The organism is Scytonema millei VB511283 (assembly GCF_000817735.3).
GTDB lineage: Bacteria > Cyanobacteriota > Cyanobacteriia > Cyanobacteriales > Chroococcidiopsidaceae > Chroococcidiopsis > Chroococcidiopsis millei_B.
In genome coordinates this window covers 981544-1006071 of the sequence record NZ_JTJC03000001.1, presented here as the reverse complement: position 1 = coordinate 1006071, position 24528 = coordinate 981544, and the positions used below count along the sequence as shown (strand labels likewise).

Annotated in this window: 22 protein-coding genes; all 22 read right to left on the bottom strand. The window is 42.2% G+C overall.

All coding sequences use genetic code 11. The features are described from left to right. Window positions 1-324: 324 nt before the first annotated feature. The 22 genes from QH73_RS04520 to rfbF all read right to left on the bottom strand — a co-directional run bounded on the left by QH73_RS04520 (window position 325) and on the right by rfbF (window position 24463). Window positions 325-525: a hypothetical protein gene (locus QH73_RS04520; protein WP_039715405.1), complete on the bottom strand. Its 201-nt coding sequence runs from the start codon at window positions 523-525 to the stop codon at window positions 325-327. A gap of 99 nt (window positions 526-624) precedes the next feature. Next, window positions 625-1374 (bottom strand): alpha/beta hydrolase, encoded by a 750-nt coding sequence (locus tag QH73_RS04515; protein WP_201277944.1) that lies wholly within the window; start codon window positions 1372-1374, stop codon window positions 625-627. A 466-nt stretch (window positions 1375-1840) separates the two neighbouring features. Beyond that, window positions 1841-2683, bottom strand: a complete 843-nt coding sequence (locus QH73_RS04510) for a polysaccharide lyase family 20 protein (RefSeq protein ID WP_039715403.1) — start codon at window positions 2681-2683, stop codon at window positions 1841-1843. Between the two features lie 119 nt (window positions 2684-2802). Next, window positions 2803-4038 (bottom strand): polysialyltransferase family glycosyltransferase, encoded by a 1236-nt coding sequence (locus QH73_RS04505; protein WP_039715402.1) that lies wholly within the window; start codon window positions 4036-4038, stop codon window positions 2803-2805. 23 nt (window positions 4039-4061) lie between these two features. Then, window positions 4062-4628: a KdsC family phosphatase gene (locus QH73_RS04500; RefSeq protein WP_132866626.1), complete on the bottom strand. Its 567-nt coding sequence runs from the start codon at window positions 4626-4628 to the stop codon at window positions 4062-4064. A gap of 1 nt (window position 4629) precedes the next feature. Next, window positions 4630-5466, bottom strand: a complete 837-nt coding sequence (kdsA, locus tag QH73_RS04495) for a 3-deoxy-8-phosphooctulonate synthase (RefSeq protein ID WP_039715401.1) — start codon at window positions 5464-5466, stop codon at window positions 4630-4632. Between the two features lie 331 nt (window positions 5467-5797). Continuing rightward, entirely contained in the window at window positions 5798-7198 is a 1401-nt protein-coding gene (locus QH73_RS04490; protein WP_039715400.1) for a nucleotide sugar dehydrogenase, read from the bottom strand. A gap of 80 nt (window positions 7199-7278) precedes the next feature. After that, window positions 7279-8046: a 3-deoxy-manno-octulosonate cytidylyltransferase gene (gene kdsB, locus QH73_RS04485; protein WP_039715399.1), complete on the bottom strand. Its 768-nt coding sequence runs from the start codon at window positions 8044-8046 to the stop codon at window positions 7279-7281. Window positions 8047-8171: 125 nt separating this feature from the next. Further along, window positions 8172-9167, bottom strand: coding sequence for a KpsF/GutQ family sugar-phosphate isomerase (locus QH73_RS04480; RefSeq protein WP_039715398.1), 996 nt, complete (start codon window positions 9165-9167; stop codon window positions 8172-8174). Window positions 9168-9216: 49 nt separating this feature from the next. After that, window positions 9217-9345, bottom strand: a complete 129-nt coding sequence (locus QH73_RS28605; RefSeq protein WP_286194037.1) for a hypothetical protein — start codon at window positions 9343-9345, stop codon at window positions 9217-9219. Between the two features lie 23 nt (window positions 9346-9368). Beyond that, window positions 9369-10634, bottom strand: coding sequence for a glycosyltransferase family 4 protein (locus tag QH73_RS04475; protein ID WP_039715397.1), 1266 nt, complete (start codon window positions 10632-10634; stop codon window positions 9369-9371). Window positions 10635-10665: 31 nt separating this feature from the next. Further along, a complete protein-coding gene (locus QH73_RS04470; protein WP_039715396.1) occupies window positions 10666-11532 on the bottom strand; it encodes a 2OG-Fe(II) oxygenase family protein in 867 nt (288 codons plus the stop codon). A gap of 191 nt (window positions 11533-11723) precedes the next feature. Next, a complete protein-coding gene (locus QH73_RS04465) occupies window positions 11724-12854 on the bottom strand; it encodes a glycosyltransferase family 61 protein (protein ID WP_039715395.1) in 1131 nt (376 codons plus the stop codon). A 132-nt stretch (window positions 12855-12986) separates the two neighbouring features. Further along, a complete protein-coding gene (locus tag QH73_RS04460) occupies window positions 12987-13967 on the bottom strand; it encodes a glycosyltransferase family 2 protein (RefSeq protein ID WP_039715394.1) in 981 nt (326 codons plus the stop codon). Window positions 13968-14103: 136 nt separating this feature from the next. Continuing rightward, complete coding sequence (locus tag QH73_RS04455; protein ID WP_039715393.1) at window positions 14104-15762, bottom strand: FAD-dependent oxidoreductase; 1659 nt, start codon at window positions 15760-15762, stop codon at window positions 14104-14106. A 166-nt stretch (window positions 15763-15928) separates the two neighbouring features. Beyond that, window positions 15929-16963, bottom strand: coding sequence for an NAD-dependent epimerase/dehydratase family protein (locus QH73_RS04450; protein WP_039715392.1), 1035 nt, complete (start codon window positions 16961-16963; stop codon window positions 15929-15931). 54 nt (window positions 16964-17017) lie between these two features. Continuing rightward, window positions 17018-18295, bottom strand: a complete 1278-nt coding sequence (locus tag QH73_RS29100) for a glycosyltransferase family 61 protein (RefSeq protein WP_039715391.1) — start codon at window positions 18293-18295, stop codon at window positions 17018-17020. Window positions 18296-18448: 153 nt separating this feature from the next. Continuing rightward, window positions 18449-19732 carry a glycosyltransferase family 61 protein gene (locus QH73_RS04440; protein WP_039715390.1) on the bottom strand — a complete coding sequence of 428 codons (1284 nt, stop codon included), beginning with the start codon at window positions 19730-19732 and terminating at the stop codon, window positions 18449-18451. Window positions 19733-19939: 207 nt separating this feature from the next. Then, window positions 19940-21211: a glycosyltransferase family 61 protein gene (locus tag QH73_RS04435; RefSeq protein WP_039715389.1), complete on the bottom strand. Its 1272-nt coding sequence runs from the start codon at window positions 21209-21211 to the stop codon at window positions 19940-19942. A 262-nt stretch (window positions 21212-21473) separates the two neighbouring features. Beyond that, window positions 21474-22712, bottom strand: a complete 1239-nt coding sequence (locus tag QH73_RS04430; RefSeq protein ID WP_039715388.1) for a glycosyltransferase family 61 protein — start codon at window positions 22710-22712, stop codon at window positions 21474-21476. Between the two features lie 145 nt (window positions 22713-22857). Then, a complete protein-coding gene (locus QH73_RS04425; RefSeq protein WP_309476446.1) occupies window positions 22858-23568 on the bottom strand; it encodes a heparin lyase I family protein in 711 nt (236 codons plus the stop codon). 121 nt (window positions 23569-23689) lie between these two features. Beyond that, window positions 23690-24463 (bottom strand): glucose-1-phosphate cytidylyltransferase, encoded by a 774-nt coding sequence (gene rfbF / locus QH73_RS04420; protein ID WP_039715387.1) that lies wholly within the window; start codon window positions 24461-24463, stop codon window positions 23690-23692. Window positions 24464-24528: the final 65 nt, after the last annotated feature.

Below are 24528 nucleotides of genomic sequence, written 5' to 3'. Positions count from 1 at the left end.
TACTGCATAACCTGTGCGAAATTTAGATATGCAAAAAAGGCGCGATATTTCGCGCCTTCATACAACTAAATACTAAATATTGTTTGACTCGTGTTGAGGATGGGACTATTATCTGACTATCTGACCGAGCAACTCATTTCCAAAAAGTAACAATACTTCTAACTCACTAGGACTGTTAAACTGCACTCTCGGTGTCGTTTCTAACAACCCACAATGCCATGCACTGGGATAAGTAAACTAGTAAGTTGTATACGTTACTTATAACGAAAAATACTGCGATTGTCAAACACTTTTCGGATGAATAGACTCACCAGTAAAGATCGTTCATGCGGTTGGATGCTCGATCTGCTGTGACAATACATATTGTTCTGGGTATGGTTCGGGATCGTTCGCAGATGAATCGATCGCGGTAGCACTCGTAGTATTGTGCAAGGAAAATATACCGCGAGTGTAGTCCCACACGAGAGCGATCGCAAAGATCGTAATTATCAGTAAAAATCCCACTAGCAGTAAAATCAACAACATTATTACGCCCTTTCAGCAAAAATTCTGCAACTGAATATACGCAGACAGATCGTCACTCTAAACACTGTATTGTTTTTGACGCTCGAACTTAGTGAAGAATTAGTAAAGATGTCGATGAAAAAAGTTTTCTAACTGCGCCAGTAGCAAGGGAGAATCAAATTTTTTCCCGTGTCCGCCGCCTTTCACAATTTCTAATGACACCTCCACCCCCGCCTGCTGTAGCGCCTCAAACAATAATTGACTTTGATTGAGCGGCACTATAAAATCATCATCTGCATGGAAAATCGCGAAAGGGGGAGCATCTTCACTGACATAAGCGATCGGGTTTGCCTGCATTGCTTTTTCCTGATTTTCTTCAACAATTCCGCCAATCAGCAATGCTTCGGGAGCATCAGCTGCGCTATGGGATATCTGTCGAGGAAAGTCATTTATGCGGCTGAAATCTGTAGGACCAAACCAGTCGCACACAGCTTGGACGCGACTAGAAAAACTCTCCCAGCCCCCCTCACCTTCCAATTCCTTAACACCAGCAGTTGTCCCCAAAAGCGCTGCTAAATGACCGCCCGCCGACCTACCCCAGACTCCAATGCGATCGCAATTTAGATGCAATTCTTTCGCATGAGCGCGCAAAAAACGCACTGCACATTTACAATCTTCAATTTGGGCTGGAAAAATTGCTTCATGACTCAAGCGATATTCAATGCTAGCGCACAAATATCCTTGGCGAGCAAAGGGCAGTAACAGTTCGATTCCTTGCTCTTTACTTCCTTCCATCCACGCTCCACCATGTATCCATATTAGACCAGGCATGGGCATTTCAGGTAAGATTTTAGGGTGGAGAATGTTCATTTTTAGCGGGCGCTGTCTACCCCGAGTAAATGAGATATCCCGCCGATAAATTAAGTCATGAGGAATTTTAGTTTTCTGGAATTTGTAGTGAAAAAGATTGAATTTGGGAAGTCGTAGGGGCGGGTTTCTACAGGATATCCCTGAAACAACCCAGAATTGTGCGGATAAACCCGCCCCTACGGAAGTCGGGAATCGGAAATTGCTTGTTAACTTAGCTTTTAGATAATTCATCAGTAGTAGGGTGGACAATGCCATGTTACCCTTGTTTACTATGTTTTTGGGTAGGCATCAATTATTTTTAATACTTCAAATTTAACGCTTAAATTTTACTGAATATATATTTTCAACTTTGTCAAGTCAAACAATATTAGTTTGAATAATATTAATTCATCGAATTAGTAGATGCAGCCCGTGAAAGTGAGCCATCTCAATCATAGTGTTTATTGGCTACTGAGCCATCTTCTATTCAATCACGCGGAGCAATATCTTCGTATCTAGCGTTAGCATCTCCAACCCTAACTTCATCAAAATAAAGTTCTCTTTCGCTAACGGTTGATTTTTCTGGGTAGTTTTTCCAATCACCCTTATATATTCCAATTTTGAGGTATGGTCCCCTCGCATCATTATAGTTATTCGGTCCATTTCTTCTGACAACCAATTTGCCATCTTGCCACACCTCCAATAGACCATTTGAACTACTAGACCACTTAACATGAAACACGAAGTCTGTCCACTTTCCGGTTTGGTAAAGACCTAAATCTACTACCTCTTTACCTTCTGGAACTACTGTAACTCGTTTTGAGTCCCATTTTCTGTTTAAAATGAATTTACCATCTTTTGTACTCAGAGAAAGAGCTGGAGATTTCCATTTTTCTCCTAAGTTCTTATCTGGTAAATCGTGCCATTGAGCAATAATTTCACTAGATGGATCTTGTTGGTAATCAGAAGGTAAGAAAACACTAAATCCATACCATATTTCTGAATCTGGCGGAACTTCTCCAAGTTTCAATTCGGCACGCTTCACACCATATAGGCGAGCATCCTCTTTTTTCAGAGTAAACTTAATAGCTTGGTTTCCTGCGCGGACAGGAGAGTTGACAATCTCAGCTGAATAGTTACAGCAAAGTTCTGTTCCCCATTCAGAGTAACCCGATTCAAAATCACTGAGAAAAACGAGAGTGTCACTTTTGACTTTACTACTCAAAGGCATCAACCAAATTGTTACCAAGACTATAAGTAACTTCGTTATCGATCTAAGAAATACAAAATCTATCCACTGTTGATGTCGATCGCGATGATTATTAAACATTCTCTAACCTCTAAATTATGCAAAGTGAATTGACTCCACTTTTTCAATGGATTAGTAGAAATGCTGAGGTGATTTAACATAATTCCTCCCCTGAGTTGTAATGGTACGTTTAACTATAGTTAGACAAGAACGGGATTTAAGTTTCTAATTCCCTGAATTGTCGATAGTAGATCGGTTTCGTGTTGAATTCTACTTTCCACATGATCGGGATAAAAGAATTGTTGTACGATTTCGCTACCGAAACCTAGAGTACAACGTGTATCTAAAACAAATTCCAGCGTTAAACAAGCAGAGCTAAATGTAGACACTCTAGGATTTTGCAAATTAGCTGATTCTGGATTTAAGAAGACTTCCATGAAAATTAATTCAAATGGAAGATAAAACAAAAAGTCTTCAGCTAGTAGAATCACATCTGCATAAAGATCGCTGAGATTAGACTTTAATTGCAGTAGCTTCTCTCTAGAATTTCTGGGATGTGGTTTGATTAAGAGAACTTCGTTATGGTGAATTTCTCTAGTTACCAAAAACTCTCGATAGGCAGCAATTTCATTTTCTGGCGATATTCTACCCGATTCAGAAAAATTACTCGTGAGTAAAATTGACGTGGGAGCAGTTTGGATGCGATCGCGTAGATTTTCGATGTAGCTAATATCGATGAGATCGGATAGCTTTGCGCTTAACTTTTGAAAAGTCTCTCGGTAAACATCCCTGTCAAGAATAACTACTGGAATTGCCGGTTCTTGTCCAAAAGCAAATGGGAGAGAGAAATAACCTATATCTAGCTTTTGTTCGCTCAGCGATCGCTTGCGAGGTAGAAATTCTCTGAGTTTATCCTTTGAAGTTCTATAGATAAAATCTAGATAATTTCGTGAATCTCTCAATAAATTAGCTTTAGGAAAAGCCGATTGTGCCGTATAAACTCCAATGCCGTTACCGTAGCAGATCTTTTCGGCATCTTGATAGAGATTCATCACCAACTGGTCTTCAAAATCGTATTCGTGCGCCAAAAAGATTTCATCAAAATGCTGACTACCTGTTAATCCATGAACCAAGTCAGTCACCTGAGATAAACCAGACTGCTTCACTTGTTTGGAAATTGCTTGTTTTTGCTCCAAGGGCATATAAGCAACTTTTTCCCAAGTGCAAATCGACCGAGCCATTTTCTCAATTAAAGCAGCGAATTCCTCACTTTGTCCTTGGGGAGCAAATAGAGGAGTAATTAGTAAGTAGTTTTCGTACTGCAAATTCCGATCTTGTCGCGTCTTTTCTCGATAATTCATGACTGACAAAACCGTGACGAGTTGAATGCTACCAAAACAAACGACCAGCCGCTTAATTGTTTTTGATGTTGACATACTTGATTCTTGTGCAAGTGAATTTATTTCACGGCTTGGAGGGCAACAATGAGATCGCAAATTTCGCGAACTGCTCCTTGTCCTCCAGGTAATTTCGTGATGTAAAGAGCGCAGTCTTGATTGGCACGCATGGCATCAGCTACCGTTAAAGGACAGCCAACAACGTGCATGACTTCTAGATCGTTAATGTCATCACCAACATATGCCACTTGAGACAAAGATATGTCTAAGTTTTGACACAGATGAATTAGAGTCGGTAATTTATCTTTAATTCCCAGATAAGCGTGATTAATTCCTAAATCTTTGGCGCGATGAAGGGTAGATGAAAAAGACTTAGCTGTAATAATGGCAACTTCTACGCCAGAGTACATTAATCGTTTTAATCCTTGACCATCCTTGATGTTAAATCGCTGTTGAACCTCACCGCTTTCGGAGTAGTAAAGACCCCCATCTGTGAGGACACCATCAACATCAAGAACTAACAATTTGACTTGCGACAAGCGCGCATCTCTTTCAGAAATATTGTGCGAATCTCCTTGAAAGCTGCTATGCGATCGCAGTTCGGGTTCAAATTCAAAAATGGTTGTCATGTTAAACAAGGGCGGGAGTTACTTCTAAACAGTTACGGATGCTGATAATTTGTCTCAACACGGTTTCCAATTGAGCCAGAGGAATCATATTTGGACCATCACTTGGTGCATTGTCTGGATCTTCGTGAATTTCCATAAATAAGGCATCAATTCCAATGGCGGCGGCGGCTTTTGCCAAGTAAGGTACGAATTGGCGCTGTCCGCCAGATTTATCACCTTGTCCCCCCGGCATTTGAACGCTGTGGGTAGCATCAAAGACTACGGGATAACCCAGCGATCGCATTTGTGGTAAAGACCGAAAATCTACTACCAAAGTGTTGTAGCCAAAACTCGTACCGCGCTCGGTTAACAGAATGCGGTTGGTTCCACCTGCTTCTAACTTGCGCACGACTTGCCTCATATCCCAAGGTGCGAGAAACTGACCCTTTTTGACATTGACAACTTTGCCTGTTGCTGCTGCTGCCAAAAGCAGATCGGTTTGCCGACACAAGAAAGCAGGAATTTGTAGAACATCAACCACTTCTGCAACAGTCGCTGCTTGGTGGCTTTCATGGATATCGGTGAGTACTGGGACTCCGACTTCCTCTTTTACCCGTTGGAGAATTTTGAGTCCCGATTCTATCGGTTGTCCGCGAAAAGAATTAACTGAAGTGCGGTTGGCTTTATCAAAGGAAGACTTGAAGATAAAAGAAACACCCAAGCGATCGCACACTTTCGCAATTTCTTCTGCCATTTTCAGTGTAAAGTCTCCCGACTCAATCACGCAGGGACCACCAATTAAGGTGAGGGGACAGCCATCGCCAATAGAGAGAGTTTTGGAAATTTGAGTTTGAATCATTGTGGTTACTGAATATATGGTTTCTCTAAGCGCCAATACTTTCCGATCCCCCCTAGCCCACGGACACTTTAACGCGAGTTGCTACAACGGGGGATACCCCCGCAACGCACTCGCTCCTCAAGTCGGGAAACCCGCCCACGTAAGTGTCCTCCCCTTAAAAAGGGGGGAACTCATGCCCTTTTTAAGAATTCAAGTAGCATGTAGCCACCTCAAAACCAGGGAACTCATGCTCTTTTTAAGAATTCAAGTAGCATGTAGAAACCGGAAAACCAGGAAACTCATGCCCCCTTTTTAAGGGGGTTGGGGGATCGACTGCGTAACTTCTGACGTACTACCTAGCGATGGGAGCAACGTCTTTGTTGTTAGCGCGATCGCTGCCCGCAAATGGCAAGATTTTCTTAGCAGGCTGTTTCTTCTGCCAAGAAATCCCTTCATAGTTAGCCAAGTCTGTAACGGCAGACTCGCCGCTCAACCGCACTAAGTCGAGAACGGCAACGTTACTCTTGAGTCTTTGTATGTTGCTGAATTCCGGTCGTTTTTGGGTAATTACTAGAGTTTGGCATTCATCTAACACGCTATCGATATCTGTGCGCAAAATGCGATCGATTTGCGGTAGCTGGCGTTGCAGGTATTCTAAGTTACTGCCCAATAGCACCTCTAAATTTACGTCTGGATCGTAAACCGATATTTCTAGACCATCTTGCCATAACTGCCGGATGAGGCTGATAACGGGACTTTCACGCAGATCGTCCGTACCTGCTTTAAAACTCAAACCCAGGATACCGACGTGCTTAGCACCAGTTTCGTGAATTTTGATCCGAGCTGCTTCAATTTGCAACGTGTTGCTGGGTAGTACTGAGTCTAGAATCGGGATTTCAACCCCCAACTGCCGAGCGTTGAATATGAGAGAGCGCAAGTCTTTTGGCAAACAAGAGCCACCAAAAGCAAATCCAGGCTTGAGATAGGCAGGGGAGATGTTGAGCTTAGTATCGGCACAAACGAGCTGCATCAGGACGTGACTATCTATCCCCAGGCGATCGCAAATTCGACCAATTTCATTACTAAACCCGATCTTGAGGGCGTGAAATGTATTGTTAACTACCTTCAACAATTCCGCTTCCTCTAATGCCACGCGATGTAAAGGAGCCTGGATATTGCTATAGAGTTGAGCGATCGCATCACCCGATCGTTTGTCTAATTCACCAATTACAGTATAAGGAGGCGCGTGAAAATCTTTGACTGCTTCAGTCTCGCGCAGAAATTCTGGATTTACGACTAAACCAAAGTCCTCGCCAGCAGAGCGGAGAGAATGCTGTTCCAGCAATGGTAGGAGAAAATCGCGGGTTACACCAGGAAAAACCGTACTGCGGAGAACGACAACGTGATAGCGTTGCGAATGCTTCAACCCGCTACCGATCTGTTGGGCAACTCCTTTTATATAGTTGAGCATTGGACTACCATCAGCCATGCTAGGCGTACCAACGCAGATCAGAGAAGCATCAGCTTCAGCGACGTATTGTTCGCCATCCGTTACAGCACGCAATCGTCCTTGAGCGATTCCTTGCTGAATTAATTCATCGAGATCGGGTTCTTTTAACGGACTGCGCCCGCTGTTAAAGACTTTTACCTTTTCTGGGTTGAGTTCTACACCTATGACATCATGTCCGGCTTGCGCCAAGCAAGCAGCAACAACTGTACCGACGTAACCTAAACCCCAAACGATAACGCGCATTGTTATTTTCCTATTAAGTGAGTAGGGAGCAGGGAGCAGGGAGGAGTGAGGAGTGAGGAGTGAGGAGTGTGTTTTGACTTTTAACTTTTGACTTTTAACTTTTGACTTTTGACTTCTTTCATGGTGCTTTGAGCAATTAAGGCTTGCGCTTGTAGCAGATCGCTCGGGGTGTTGATTTCCAGCACGGCTTTTTGAGTTTGGCAAACGACGATCGCATAACCGTGTTCGAGTACGCGCAACTGTTCTAAACCTTCGCAGTGTTCTAATGGTGTCGGTGTCAACTGAGCGTATTGGGCGAGAAAATTGCGACTAAAAGCGTAGAGTCCGAGGTGGTGAAATACTGGCGCAGAACCTGCGTTGCGATAGTAAGGGATGGGGGAACGGGAGAAATAGAGCGCCCGATCGCGGCGATCGCACAGGACTTTGACAGCGTTAGGATCGTTGTAGCTCTCTTCATGTAGCGGACAGGCTAGAGTCGTCATATCGGGTGACTCTCCCTGCAAGTAGGGACTGACGAGCTGAGTCAGCATATCTGCGGTGACGAAGGGTTGATCGCCTTGGACGTTGGCGATCGCCGTCATTTCAGGATATCGTTCTGCGACTTCTGCGACTCGATCCGTACCTGTTTGATGATCGCTGCGAGTCATTTCCACCACCCCACCAAACCGACGCACGCAGTCAGCGATCGCCGTGCTATCTGTCGCCACAATGACTTGACTGAAAGCCGGACAGCGTTTAGCCGCTTCATAAACCCATTGCACCATTGGGCGATCGTCAATTCTGACTAATGGTTTGCCAGGAAAGCGTTGCGAGTTATAGCGAGCTGGAATCACAGCCAAAATATTCATAATTTTCAGTTATTAGGGAATAGGGGATAGGGAGCTTCTGAGCAGGGAAGAGAGCTGCTCTTGAGCTGAGGGAGAAAAAACAACCGTCAACCAACAACCAACAACTACGAATTACCACTCCCGATTTAAATACCGCTGCGGACTATATCGTGTACCCGAATTAAACCAATGCAACGTTGTTCCTCAACTACGGGCAAGATCGAAATTTGGGAAGGGCGATTTTCCATTAATTCCAAGGCATGGTAGGCAAGTATATCGGGGGCGATCGCAATTGGATTTGCTGTGGCGATCGTCCCTGCTGTCAGCGTTTCCAACTCTTGATGTTTGACTTTTTGTAGCAATCGTCGCAGATCGCCATCTGTAATAATTCCAACTAAACAACCCAGATCGTCTACGACATTGACAGCACCCAAACCACCTTCGCTGATTGCACTCAAGACTTCAATCCAGGCAGCTTCAGGCGAAACAACGGGATTATGCGCGCCAGCGTGCATTAAATCTCTTACCCTAAGAGTCAAGCGTTTGCCCAATCGTCCTGCTGGATGGTTAAATGCAAACGCTTCTGGGGTTAAACCTTTGACGTGCATCAGGGCGATCGCCAGCGCGTCTCCAATTGCTAAGGCGACAGTTGTACTACTTGTGGGGACTAAATTAAACGGACAAGCCTCGCGATCGACGGCTGCATTGAGACTGACATCAGCATTGTAAGCAAGCGTGGAACGCAGCCTGCCGACGATCGCAATAATTGGGATCTGCCGACATTTAAGATAGGGCAACATGGCAACCAATTCATCGGTTTCGCCACTGTTACTCAAGATGACAGCAACATCACCTCCAGCTACAATCCCAATATCACCATGCAAGGCATCAGATGGGTGCAGAAAAACCGCTGATGTCCCCGTACTGGTTAGAGTTGCAGCAATTTTTTGGGCGATAATTCCTGACTTACCAACACCCACCAAGACAACCTTACCGTGACAATCAGCCAACAGCTCAACTGCTCGTTCTATACCCTCTGGCTGTAACTGATTTGCTGTTTTGATAATTGCATCTGCTTCTTGTTTGAGCAGTTCGACAACTTGTAAAACATAAGTTTTAGGCTCTGGCTCTATGCATCGCATATTTTCAATACCTCAATCGGATGAGTGGCTAGTGGCTGGTGGCTAGTGGCTAGTGAAGAAAGGGTGTAGGGTGTGGGGTGTGGGGTGTGGGGTGTAGGATGTAGGGTGTAGGGTGTGGGGGAAAGAGAGCTGAGGGAGCGATCGGGAGCTGAGGGGTAGAGGAGAAATTACTAGTCACTGGTCACTGATAACTGTTAACTGTTAACTGTTAACTGTTAACTGATTTAACGCTTCGCTCAGAATTTGCCGTCCTTCATTCCGCCATGCTGTATAGGTGGCTAATCCTGCACTTGCTGCTTGTCGGCGTGTATTTGTATCTTGTAAAGCTCTAAAGGCTGAGACAAATTCCTGCGTGCTGTGACAGGCATAGTAAGCTCCTGGTGTTGGTGGTACGCCGCGAAAAGTCTGAGGCAAACCAATCACAGGCAATCCAGAAGCCATTGCTTCTAACACTTTGATCTTGCATCCCCAGCCAATTTCCACTGGCAAACAAGCAATATCAATGTTGTCACGCATGAAAGCTGACAAATCGTCAACAAAATCGTGAATGACGATCGCGTTTGAGGCATACTGGCTTAAATGTTCGGCACACCCCTTACCGACAAAGTGAAAGCGGAATTGACCGGGCATGGCTTGCTCGACTGCCGGAATGACTCGCTGTAGCAGCTGTCGCACTCCCGATAGATGGGTTGGACTGACGTAATTGCTGCTAATGTAGACGACATCGAGCGGTGATTTGTTATCTTTTACCGGAATGCGTTCCCGTTCTAAAAAAGGGACGACCCAATCTTTGCGGACAGTTCCACCGTAGAGCCGCGACATAAACTGCATGTCGCTGTATGCATTGAAGAAGATCCGGTCGGAAATTCGATGCATCTGGCGCTCGGAAGCAAAGGCTTGGGTTGTTTGTTGTAAGAGTTTTTTGCTCCACTTAACAGTTTGTTTGAAAGTGTTATTGTTCCACCCAGTTTTCCAAGGTCGAGAGGCGATCGCTGTTTCTATGTTGTGCGCTAGTTCAAAATCGTGCGGTCGAAACCAGAGGTGCGCTCCTTGTAAGTCGAGTTGAGAGACTAGCGGTACGAGATCGGAGTAATTACACCAAACAACCTGGGGTTTGCAATCGTCAATCAGCGTTTGTAACTTGTGCAGATTTTGCGCTGTATGCGGATCTTTCGCTACAGAATAACGAAAACTGCGTTCAAACAGGTGAAATTCTATATCTATTGGTAAGTCAATTCCCGGTTCGCCATCGGCTTTAAAAATTCTTTGTCCGGGCCAATTGTATGCAGCAACAACGACTCGCCAGCCAGTTTGTTTGAAGAACAGAATCAGCCCCCAAATATGAACTCTAGTCCCGTTGGTTGGGGGATATGGGAGAGGACAAATGACTAAAATAGTATTTGTCGCAGGTGTGGTAATAGTATTTGTGATGTCAGGGGCAAGCTTTTCGGTTTCACTATAGATCATGTGCTGAATAAAACCTCTTTATATGAGTCGATCATTTGGCTACCAGAGCTACTTTTTTGATAGCCTTTTCTAGTTTTTTGATGTATTTCGTTTTGAATGAAGGTAATTCTTGATATTGCTTAGGATCGAATAAAGGCTGTTTGACTTCGCCAACCAAATTCACAAAATATCGGGGAGAATCTGTTAGCGATCGCACGCTGACACCATGTAACGAATAAACCGAGTTGAGGAATAATATGAGAACGTTGCGATCGTACTCAATTGTTTTGACATGCTTGATGTAGGAATCATCAATTGCACTGCTTCTAAATCCATAAGGCTTGCCGTTCTTAAATTTATAAATTTCTAGATTGCCTCCTGTCGATGTATCTTGCGGATCGCGCAGATAAAATAATCCGGCAAATAATTTATCTGGTAAATCTATGTGCGCGCCTCTGACTGCATTTGGTTTAGTAACAACGGGTGTATTTATACAAATCAGTGCGTCGAGTAACACATCTACACTTTCAAACGTGTCAACTTTTCGCAATCCAGATTTTAGCGTTTCAAACGAGCCATATTTTTGCTCGAACTCAGGATACATCTGGAGAATATGATCTTTAAAGATAGTGAGAAATTCTTGAAAAAATGTATCGGATGTATGTAAAGCAATAAACTCTTTCCAGAAAGGAGTAATTCGCTCGTCATTTAAACTTTCATTCGCTAAATAATGCAATCTTTTATTGCTGGATAAATCTGTTCCTTTGTTATCTTCTCCTTGCCTTAAAATTTCAATATCAGCCCATTCGGATTTTAACTTTGAGTAGACTTCTTCATCCAAAGCATCTTTAATGACAACATGAGGAAATGGTTCTGAAAAGATATCAGTGGGTTTGATTTTAGATAAAAGCGATTTCATTGCTTGACTCCTCTTAAAACTTGCGACTACAACAATTTAGAGCTACAAATAGATTGCTTTGTTTCCATTCAGGAGTTACGCAGTCGATCCCCCAACCCCCTTAACAAGGGGGCTTTATTCCTCCCTTTTTAAGGGAGGCTAGGAGGGATCTTCGAGATCTGGAACTCAAGTGCGTAACTCCTATCCAATATCTACTGCTCGAAAGACTGAGTTGAAGAAAGTTCTCGACTGGCGATAATTTTTGCAATTTCCGATACATTAACTACAAAATTGCTGTTTTTAGATGTTGCCTGACCGCACCAGTATTGATAATTATGACCAAGAGATTTTGCTAAAAAGTAAAAATGCGGCAAAATCTCCTGTGTAGGAAATATTTCTAAGACCTTGATTCCTTCGGCAAAAATAATATTGGAAAGTCCAGCGCCATGTGAACCTATAACGTATTCGCTATCACTAAAAAGATCGATTTGATCTTCAATTGATATCTGTTCAAGTAGGTATTTCTTGAATCCGTACTTACTCAACATATCAAAAAGTTCATCTTCATTCAAAATATGTCGTCCCTTTTTTGAAGCTCTTCTAGAGATGAAAATACGATTGATTTTCTTTCGCGGTCGTTGCGGCGTTACTTTCTCTGTGAAAAATCTTAAATAATCAGAGGGTAAGTATCCTGCATGGCGACGAGTTAGAAAAGATGGAAAAATTAGATTTTCGATCGCATAATTTTTATCTGGACTTACCAGGGTAAGTTTTACGTTATTCGGCAGTATTTTTGAGAGTAAAAATTGCTCCGATGCCGTAATTTTGGTTGAAGCTACTAACTTAATTTCTTCTATGTTTTTATATTGGGGTTGATCGAGCAAGAAAATTCGCGGAATGTTATCGATTAACTGATGATAATAACCATTAGCGAACGAACGAAAGACAGCGCAAACACCTGCGATTTTTTCTACTTTGTTGCAATAAGTATTCTCTGCAACATCGTATTTATTCTGCTCGATAGTAGTATTTATGGAATCCGAGATAACTTTGCGAGTTTTTGTCAGCAAAATATCAAATTTTGCACAGTAAGTTACGTCATGTAACGTAGTTGTGTACATATTTGGAAGAGAATAATTTGCTGCTTGCAAATGTTTAATCTCGCGAAAAAAATTCATCTGTTGAGTTTCTGGTATAGAAATAGTTTGACCAGAACATGGTAAATTTACTCGTTGAGAATTCTGATAATGCTCCTCAAGTTTGACTTCATGCACCAATAAATTGGTCAGATATTTTCTTGCTGTTAAATTAGATTTGTGAGAAATTTTTTCTAGAATTCTCATTTTTTGTAGCCCATCCCGTTTTGAGTATGTCTAACTTCACGAAAGTGATTTAAGACCCTTGCCGTGAGGGTTGCACGCCTGAAACTTAAGCAAGACGCAACAATTTAATAGATGACCAATCGCTAACGACACTTATGATGAACTTGATGGAATTTCAGTTTGGTGTTGTTGTACTAACATCTGGCGATGTCTAGAAAAATAAATAGACCAGACAGATGCTTTAATTAATTCTTTAACTAATTGCTCCCAGTTCTTATTTTTTCCTAACCAAGTTACGAGAACTAAATAGCAATGAATCCGTTCGGATAAACTGAGAGGAACTTCTTGAATTGCCTTCAAATAATCTAAAAAGACGCTCCATCTAGGAAAGACAGGTTTTTCTCTTTTGGTATCAGGGTTGAACAACCGCATACGTATGTAGGGGCTATTCATTTCCTTACTAGAAGAACGCTGAGAATGTTCTCTGTTAAAGAACAAATATTCAGGAACTTCATAATATTTACCTAATAAAGTCATGCGAGCCAAAAAAGGCTTATCCCCACCAGAGTAATCGCCTAAAAGAGGAGTTGTTGCAGCAATACTATGACGCATGACTCCAAAAAGTTGCTGACCGCGATAGCGTCGAGAAAAAGAGTCAATTATCAAATTCCGAAATCGAATATGAGCGTGTGGTGAATCAGTTAGTAAGGGGTTTTCATCATAGTTTTGCTCCAAAATTGTGCCATGCTCGTTAATTAATTTGGTTTTGGTGTAGCACAGTACGACATCTGGATTTCGATCTAAAACTTCAACGCATTTTTCAATCCCTTGTGGAGCGCAAATATCATCATGGGTAGCCCATCTAAAATACTCGCCTGTCGCTAATTGAAAGGCGCGTCTGTAATTTCGATGAACGCCAATATTGCGATCGTTTCGATAGTATTTGACGCGCCGATCTTTTGCCGCGTATGCTTGACAGATTTCCTGAGTGCGATCGCTAGAGGCGTTATCTGAAATAATTAGCTCAAAATCTGTATAGGTTTGAGCCAAAATTGCGTCTATGGCTTCTGTGATAAACTGCTCGGCGTTATACACGGGCATACCAATGCTGAGGCGCGGTTGCTGGTGATTCATCTGTCAGAATTGTTTAGGGGTTACGCATTGGAAGTCTTAGATCTCGATCCCCCCTAACCCCCCTTGAAAAGGGGGGAATCAGAAGCCCCCTTCAAAAGGGGGTTGGGGGATCTCTTCTGCAAAATTCACGATTAAACTAAATAGCCTGAACTGCAACTGCTGGACTGGCTTCAGCAGAGTTATCCAGGCGATCTTTCAGGCGATCGGCAAGTCGGAGCGCTAAAGCGACAATTGTGAGTGTAGGATTGGAGAGTCCGCTGGTGGGGAAAACCGAGCTACCAGCGATATATAAGTTGTGAATTCCATGCACTTGACAATGCTCGTTGACAACGCCTTCTCTAGGGTTGTTGCTCATGCGGGTTGTCCCGATATGATGATACGAGCCAGCTACCGATCGCCAAGTCGCTTCATCGTCAGTGAGTTCGATGTGAATTTTGCCCAGTCCAGACCGCTCGAATTCAGCCGCAATTAATTGCTGCGATCGCGCAATTGTATACTTATCAATCGGACTCAAACGCCAGTCTAACTGCACGCGATTCATCCCTAATTTATCGCGATCGCGGCTGAGAGTAACCCGACTATCGGGATTTGGTGCTTGCTCCCCAATTAAATGGGTATCGCAACTATTGAATTGTCGCGCCGCAATGGATTGTTGAAACAGTTTTTTCGTCATTCTGTCAGCAAAGCGATCGGGACGGCTAGCGACTTTGACGAAATCTGCAATTGTAGAAGACTTACCTACGTTCTTCCGCCCTTCTGCAATGGAAGGAAAAGCTTTATGTCGGACTGTTTGCTGAGTTCGCGATCGCAATCGCTTGTATGCTTCTAACCATTCATCAATGGCTAATAGTCTCAATCCAAAATTAAGAATCTGTTCGCGTTCTTGCACTTCTTTGGACAAGCCTAAGCCTGTTGCCAGAAATGTTTCTTCACCCACGGGAAACTTAATTCGCGTGTATAACTCAGCTGAGTTTGACAACTCGGCTGTGCCAGAAATTAAATAGGGATGCTCCATGAAGAATCTGCCCACCACATCGTATTGGTTGCCGACTCCACCACTTTGCACCCGGTTGGAAGCCAACAACAAGCGGGGATTTTCAATTCCACCCGCTGCTAGTACAAAGACTTTTGCTGCTACCGAGAACTGTTTTCCATCGGAGCTTGCTACCCGCAGCCGCGTCACGGCTTGAGCGCTGTCGTTGGTTTCAATCTCCAGTACGTTAGCGTGGAGATAGGTAGTAATATTACTTGCCTGCTCGATCTCGGCGCGATAAGCTTCGCCAAAACGTAAGTGCGTACATGGAATAATTTGCCACAGATAAGTAGCCAGCTCGTCTGTAGTTGTAGGAACTTGACATTGTTGCGCTAACGCCTCTTGCCAATAGTCTAGATCGTATTCAAACGAACCCAAATGACAAGCAGTTTGCGCCCGTTCGTAGTAGGGGTCTAGCTCCGCTTTGGGAAAACACCAACCGCTATAGGGCATCCAAGCACGATGCTCGAAGTCAATCTCATCCATCGGGCGACTCCAACCGCCCCAGAGGTTAGTCGAACCGCCGAAATAGCGCCCCCGCGCTTCTTTCAAGGGAAAATAAGGCAAACCAATATTCTCTCCCGCATACAGCGATTGAATCTGTTCCTCATAGTCGAATCCGCCACTTTCAAGCAAACAAACTTGTTCTTGGCGATCGCGCAATTCGCGTGCGAGGGTGATTCCTGCCGCACCAGCACCGATAATACAAATGTCTGTTTCTACCAGCGTCTCGGCTGGTAATTTCAAGGCATCAACTAACATGATTACTCCTCTAACCGATTGAGGCAAGATCCCCCCTAACCCCCCTTTTTAAGGGGGGAAACAACGCTTGCTTTTTCCAGAAAAGCCCCCTTTTTAAGGGGGTTGGGGGATCTTCAAGATCTTTACATCACGAATCGAAATGTAGTGGTTTGTCTAAGTGCAATGTCTAATCGCCAAGCGACTTCCAAAAGAAATCGCGATCGATCTGCTGAGTCCGAATCAAATATTCCAACTGCTTCAACCGAGTAAATCCTCTGAATAAAAACGTGTCCGCAGTCATGTCAATTTGAGTAAACAGATCGAATAATTGTTGAGCGCCGCGCCGTGCATCCCACTCGCATTTAAATCCTGGCAGTACCGTATTAATCTTCTCGAAACTGACGCGATAGCTGCGGTTATCTGCCCCATTTTCGCCAAAACTCAGCTTGCATCCTTTAAAAGTTTCAGCAATGATTTCGGCAACTTGTTTGACACGATAATTTTGTGCCGTGTCACCCACGTTAAAGATTTGATTGTGAATAATATCGCGCGGAGCTTCCAGCGTGCAGGCGATCGCCTTAGCAATATCGAGGGCGTGGACTAAGGGTCGCCAGGGCGTACCGTCGCTTGTCATTTTAATTTCTTTGGTCGTCCAAGCCAAGCCTGCTAGGTTATTTAAGACGATATCAAAGCGCATTCTGGGGGAAGCACCAAAAGCTGTCGCATTTCGCATAAATGTAGGCGAAAAACTATCATCAGCCACTGTCGTGACATCTCGCTCTACAAGTGTCTTACACTCGGCATAAGCGGTTTGCGGGTTGACAGGTGATTCTTCAGTCACATCTCCTGCGGTAGCAACGCCGTAGACGCTACAGGAAGACATATAGACAAAGCGCCGCACTCCAGCTGTTTTCGCTAGCGTGGCGAGGCGGACGGAACCTTTATGATTAATGTCGTAGGTAATGTTGGGATAGAGTTGTCCGGCTGGATCGTTGGAAAGCTCTGCCATATGGACGATCGCTTCCACCCCTTCTAGATCTTCAATTGAAATCTGCCGCAGATCTTTGTTAAGAGTTTTCGCAGTCAGTGGAGTGCCATTATACAACCAACCAACTTTATAGAATCCTGTATCTACGCCAATAACATCATGCCCGCGCTGCATCAAAATTGGAGCTAATAACGAACCGAGATAGCCTTCCGTACCAGTGACAAGAATTTTCATGTTTGTAAGCTTGAATTTGTGTGTATGGGGCGATCGCCCTTTTCAGTCGTTTTCTTAATTCGTACTATTGTCACCAGTGGGCAATAATGCCTCTTCTACACTGGCAACTTGGCGATCGCGATCTCTAACGTTGAGAATTTCTTGAAGTAAAACTTGCAATTTGGCAATATCTACCGTAATGCCTTTGTACTTTCCGGTTTTATTCTTGGGATCGAAGCCCTCTCCCAGGCATCCATAGTAAAAGCCTAATGCTTGTGCCAAGGCAAAGAAACACGGCGTGCCAAACGAACCAAATAGATCGATAACAATCAATTTTTGGGATGCAAAAATGATATTTGTGAGACCAGCACCGTGAGGAGCAATAACTATTTCTGCTTGGGAAAATAGTCTAATTTCATCTACAAAACTAAGTTCTTCCATCGTGTAAGCGACGAATCCCAAAGGAGCCAAAACCGCCATGACATCATCCTCGTTAATGATATTGCGTCCGGCTGATTTGGGTCGAGAAATATATATTCTAGGCGATAAGGAGATGCTGGTATTATCTGGCAGATTGCTCAATAAGCGCTGGCGCAACCACTGACAGGCTGTAGGCGATATAATATTGTGTTCTCGTCGAAAAGAGGGAACGATCAACTTTTTAACTTTAATGCTGGAGTCGTTCCATTCAATATAATCATCTGGATTGTATCCTAACAGTCTGAGAGACTCTTTTTGCCATTCTTGCGGATTGGCATGAATAATTAGAGTTGGCTTAATTCCAGTTTGTGCTTGATAGTACTCAATTCCTTCAAGTCGAGTTAGACAATCTATCAACCAGTGAAAATAACCACTATTCCAGTTAGTTAACGAACAAGCTGCTTCTATCTGAGGTGCTGCCCAGTTAGACAACTTTTCCAAAAGTAAAGTTTGAGCTGGAATATATTTAATGCAGTCTGGATTTCCCGAGATCGTTTCTGAAATTATGTTACCAGTCGCATCAAACCCAATAGCTATAGCTCCAACTAACTTAGCATTTTCTACCTCTATGACAAATGGTTGTGCCAACCTATGTTGACCAGTTGTATTTAAAATTTCTCGAATCTGGTCGGAACCGTTACAGGGGTGATTAATGTCAATTGCTTCTTCGGCATTAAACTGAAAAACTCGGTGTTCGATATTGCTTTCAAGAACTTCCTTTCTCGTGATGACTTTCAAGCCGATCTTTCTAACAAAATGAAATGTCTGTTGCTGAATTGAGCGTCGGATTGCTCCACCGATTGTTCTACGATGAGCAGCCGAAATCTTTTGCTTGAGCAAATTCCTCAAAGGCGCGACCAAAAAATTTACCACAGCATTTTTCCTGCAAAGAATAGGATTTTTGTTAGTTGGAGTTCAACCAAACTAAGTAAAACAGTAAGTACTGTTGCACTTAAGGTATTGCTGCATTTATCTGAATAAAACTGCGATCGCCAAGCAATCTAGTAGCCAGCTAGTTGTTGCTTGTCAATAAGTAGTAATTACAGGGTGGCGATCGCTATATCTCATGGTTAACATCTCCTCAACGAGAACCTGCAATTTAGGAATGTCCACCATTATGTTATTGTTCTGCTCAAAGGAGTGATTATTTCTCGAATTGTAGTCTGCTGTAAGACATCCATACTGAAAACCTAGTGATTTTGCTAAAACTAAAAAGCATGGAACACCAGTTGAACCAAAAAGTTCGATGACGCTCAGGTTCTGAGCAAATATTATATTTACGAGACCAGAACCATGAGGAGCAACAACTATTTCTGCTTGTGAAAATAGTCTAACCTCATCTGCAAAGCTCATATTTTCTGGTGCGTATGCCACAAATCCAAAAGGAGATAGAGCTTTTAAAACAGCGTCTTCATTAATTACTTTACGACCTGTTGTTTTGGCGCGAGAAATATAGATTCTTGGTGAAAAAGAGTGCTGTTTGCTCTCTACATTAGGAAGATTACTCAACAGGCGTTGACGAAGCCACTGACAGGCGGCTGGTGATACAGGGAAGGCTTGCTCGCGTCGAAAAGATGGAACTATTAATCGGTTGACTTTTATTTTTGAACCTTTCCAAGCTACACAATCATCTAGTTCATATCCTAAAAGTTTGAGAGACTCTATTTTCCAGCCAGGAGGATTTGGTTCAATAATTAAAGTTAGTTTTCTTCCAGTTTTCTCTTGATAATATTCAAGTCCTTCGAGTCGCAATAAACAATCTACTATCCAATGAGAATAATTCTTAGACCACCAATTAAGTAACGAACAAGCTGTATCCAGTTGAGGAGAGCCAAAGCTAGGTAAATTCTTTAAGATTAAAGTTTGTGCAGGAATGCCATTAGGTAAATATCTTTCTATATTTACTAGATCTTGCATTACAGTTTCTGTAATTAAGCTTCCCTCCCGATCGAATCCAACTGCTGCCGAACCAACAAGCTCGGCATTTATTACTTCAGCTACAAAAGGCTTTTTTAAAGTAAATTTGCCAATTGCGCTTGTAAGTAAACTTGTAGTCTTAATTAAATTTGGTAGTTCATCTACTCCATTAAACGGCTCACTAATTATAATGTTCTCTTCAGCTCCGAAGGGGAGAATTTGGTATTTATCGTTATTTTTAAATAGTTTTTCTCTTGTCAGAATATCAAAACCTTTCTTCTCTTTAAAAAGAGAAAATATCCACTTACGCAGTGATTTTTTAATTCTCTTATAAATGACTATACGATGACCAACTAGAATCTTTTTCTTTAGCAAATTCCTTACAGATGCCATAAAATCTTTCCTTAAAAAGCTATGACTTGTTTGCCGGTCGTCATCCAAACATCCTATCGAATTAAGGTTAGAAGGTTAAGCTTTCCTCAGATAGGAATAGCGCTCAACACGCAGTCCGCCAGGGTCACTCCTATTTATTAGATAATACTTGCGGTTTTACTTAAGCCATTGGACACCCTGCTGAAGAAATTGCGATCGCCAAGCAATTTAAGAATCAACTAATTTTTGCTCATCAATTTGTTGCACATCAATAGGTTTAACTAAAGGTTGGCGATCGCTAGACAACATTTCTGTAAGAAGCGTTTTTAGTTTGGCGATGTCTACTGTCATATCGGTGTATCTCTCACTCACTTGGTTTTTTCCTTGAGGATCTGATACTAAGCAAGCATAGTCAAAATTCAGCATTTTAGATAAAACAAAATAAGCCGCAGTACCATATGAACCAAAAAGTTCGATTACCTTCAAGTTTTCTGCAAACATAATATTTGCTAACCCAGCACCATGAGCAGCAACAACCATTTCTGCTTGAGAAAATAGTCTAACCTGGTCTGCAAAACTCAATTCTTCTAGCGTGTAACCCACAAATCCCAATTGAGTTAAAACAGATAGGACTTCCTCTTCATTAATAATTGTCCGACCTGTTTTTTTAGTACGAACAATGTATACTCTGGATGAAAAATCGCCTTTTTCGCTTTCTTTGCCAGGTAAATTACTAACTAGACGTTGACGAAGCCAACGACAGCCTGAAGGTGAAATTAGCTGTTGTACGCGACGATAAGATGGAACTACTAATCGACTAACTTTTATTCTTGAGCCGTTCCATTGTATACAATCTTGCGGCTCATATCCTAAGAGTCTAAGAGATTCTCTTTGCCACTTAGTAGGATGAGAATTAATAATTAATTTTGGTTTGATTCCAGTTTGTGCTTGATAATATTCTATTCCTTCAAATCGAGTTAAATTTCCCATCCAGGTAAAATAGCCCATGCTAGTTGGATTCACCAGCGAACAAGCTACGTTCATTTGAGGAGTGGTAAAATCAGGCAATTGCTTTAAAAATAAGGTTCGTGCAGGCAATCTGTTTAAACTCTTTAGATTTCCAGTGATTATTTCTGAAATTATGCTTCCATCTCGATCGAAACCAACAGCAGCAGGTCCAACAAGTTTAGCGTTTTCCACTTCAAATACTATAGGCTCTTCCAAAGTAAAACTGCCCATACTTTCAGTTAGTTTAGGCATTTCATCTGAACCTTGACGGGGCTTGTCAATTATAACTGATTCCCCAGAGCTAAAGTTTTGAACATGGTATTTTTTGCGTTGAGCGAGTAATTCTTTCCTTGTAACTAGATTTAAGCCGAGCTTTTCGATCGCCTGAGAGAATATCCACTGGCGCAAGGGTCTTTTTATTAACAAAATGGTTTGTCTACGACGACCAACTAGAATTTTTTTCTTGAACGACTTCAGTATAGATGACACCATGAGATTTTTCCCCTGAATAATTACAACTTGCTTTTGTTGTAAACTTGATTATTTTTATTGACTCGGTTGTCACTTTGCTAGCTCTAGCTCTATGGATATCAGTAGGTAGTAATTGTCAGTTGGCGATCGACACTAACAGAGAACCACTTAATGCTTTACGAGCAGCAACCAGAATTTTTTCTCGATCGGATTTGTTGAAAAGATCGCAAATATCTTTCTTGAAAAAACTATTGTTTGCTTATCGAACGCAATCTAAAAAGACTTATGAGTTCATACTTAACAAGGAGCGATCGCTAGATAGAGATAACATTTCTTCAACGAGAATCTGCAATCTCGCTACATCCACCGTTACGCCGTTATACTTCTGACTAAACTCATTTTTGCCACTGTATCCTGTTGCAAGGCAAGCATATCGAAAACCTAATGCTTTTGCTAAAAGGAAGAAAGATGGACTACCATACGAACCAAAAAGTTCGATGACGTTTAAGTTCTGCGCAAAGAGGGTATTTGTAAGCGCAGCACCATGAGGCGAAACAACGATTTCTGCTTGAGAAAATAATCTAACTTGATCGGCAAAGCTCATTTTCTCCATTGTGTAAGATACAAATCCTAATGGAGCCAAAGCTGCTAAAACTTCCTCTTCATTTGTCACTTGACGACCAGTTGTTTTGGTTCTAGAGATATAGATTCTAGAACTAAAACTTTCACTTTGACTTTTTACTTTATCTAGATTGCTGAGCATACGCTGCCGCATCCACCGACAGACAGAAGGTGGTATGATGCGCCGTTCGCGTCGCCAGGAAGGGATGACTAATCGGTCAACTTTTAAACTCGTTCCATTCCAGGGTAGACAATTCTCTGGCTCGTATCCTAAGAGTCTAAGAGATTCTATCTGCCACTTAGCAGGATTTTTATCTATAATTAAAGTCGGTTTTCTTCCAGTTTGTTCTTGATAGAATTCAAGTCCTTGAAGCCGAGTTAAATAATCTGCAATCCAGTGAAAATAATTACCGTTACCCATTACTATCGAACAGGCTGTATCTACTCGATCTTCCCAAGTAGGCAAATATTTAAGAATATGGGTACGTGTAGGTATAGCTCTACTTAAATTTAGCGGATTGAGTGTTTCTGCAAGTAAGTTCCCATCTGCATCAAATCCTACGGCTGTAGAACCTACCAGCCGAGCATTTGCAACTTCAAATATGCCAGGTTGGTTTAAGGTATTCGGTTTACCAATTCTGCTAGAAATTATGCTGGGAATTTCATTAGGATTCTTGTTGTAAGGCTCGTCAACTAAGATTGTTTCCTCTGTGCCAAATTGAATTAAGGAATATTGCTCTTTGTTTTTTAAAATTTCTTCCCTAGTTACTATATTTAAGCCCAGCTTTTTTGTAGCAATGGAAAACACCCATTGACGGAGTGGAAAACGAATCATTCCAACCGCCGATCTCAGGCGACCAGTCATAATTTTTTTCTTAAGTACGTTTATAACAAATGACATAAAAAATATCTCCTTGAACAACTACCATTCGCTACAAAAATTTAAGTGTAGGGTGGGCATTGCCCACCTTACGATAAAATCAACTGTTGTTCGTGAATAATTTAGAATTGCCGTAGCAATTAATTTTTAAGCTGAACTTGAGGAATTAATCAGCTATTTTTTGCTTAGAAAGACGCGGTGCAACTTGCTTGAAGCTGGAATTAGCATCACCCAGGCGATATTCAGCAGTATAGAGCGATCGAGGAGCAGGACCCTTAAAGTTAGGATTGCCCTTATACAATCCCATCTTGAAGTATGGTCCCGTGCCTTCATCGTTCCAGAAAGTCGCTCCCCGATGATTAATTTTTTGAATATATTTACCGTTGCCTGTTTTCATCCACAGTTTAAGGAATCCATCTCGATTTCCCGTCCATTTCACATGCATGACAAAATCAGTCCATTGCCCTTGCAATTGGGAAACTTTAGCTAAGGTGAATTTAGTACATTCGACATCAACAGAATTACCTTGCCGTTGGAAATCGAAGATAAAGTTACTACCTTGGCGAGAAATTTTAGATCCGATACCACCACACTTGTATCTTCTTCCTTTTTTGGAGGGAAAAGCTCCAAATTGGTTTACGATATCAAATCCTGCATCGGTATTTTTCCAAGTAGAGGGAACGAACATAGACCATCCATACCAGTAGGTTTCACCAATCTTAGTTTTTTTCGTTGCCATCTCAGACCGTTCGCCGCAACGATCTACCCAATGTTTGAAAACCTTCTGTCCGTTCCCTTTAGCAGGGGAAATAGTTGCTAGCTTTTGGCAAGCAGAACCCCCTTTACCAATTTCTGGGCGCTTAACAGTTGTAGTCACTGAATCAATGATTTTTGCATCAGATTTATGCACTCCTTCGGGTAAGCACAAGAAGGTCGTACATAACGCTAATACACCTATAAAGAAATGATTACACCCTTTAGTATTCATATTCAGTGTCCTACCATACTTTCCAAGGAGCTTTACCGCTCTTCCAAAGATCTTCGAGATAGTTTTTATCTCTTAAAGTATCCATTGGTTGCCAAAAACCATCATGTTTGTAGGCAGATAACTGCTCGTTATAAGCTAACTTTTCTAATGGTTCGCTTTCCCAAACGGTGGAGTCATCTGCTATGTAGTCAATAACTTCTGGCTCCAAAACAAAGTAACCACCATTAATCCAAGCGCCATCTCCTGTAGGCTTTTCTTGGAAAGAAGTAATTTTAGTTTGTTCCTGTTCGAGGCAAATTGCACCAAATCTTCCTGGTGGCTGAGTTGCTGTTAAAGTAGCTAAAGTTTTTTGTTGTTTGTGAAATTCAATTAGCTGTTTAATATTGACGCTACTTACACCATCACCATAAGTAAAACAGAAAGTTTCACTACCAATATGCTCTTTGACTCGCTTCAGCCGTCCGCCAGTCATGGTTGATTCTCCCGTATCAACTAGCGTGACTCGCCAAGGTTCGGCATAACCGCAATGAACGTTCATTTGATTAAAGCGCATATCAAATGTGACATCGGACATGTGTAAGAAGTAGTTAGCAAAGTACTCTTTAATTACATAGCCTTTGTAGCCGCAGCAAATAATAAAATCATTAATGCCATAGGTAGAATAAGTCTTCATAATGTGCCAAAGAATTGGTCTACCACCAATTTCAACCATTGGCTTTGGCTTAATGGTTGTTTCTTCACTTAAACGAGTGCCAAGTCCGCCAGCGAGTAGAATAGCTTTCATAGCTTTACCTCTTAGTTTTGTAGTAGTTTAGGAAAATTTGTTTGAGACAGAAGATACGCATTTGA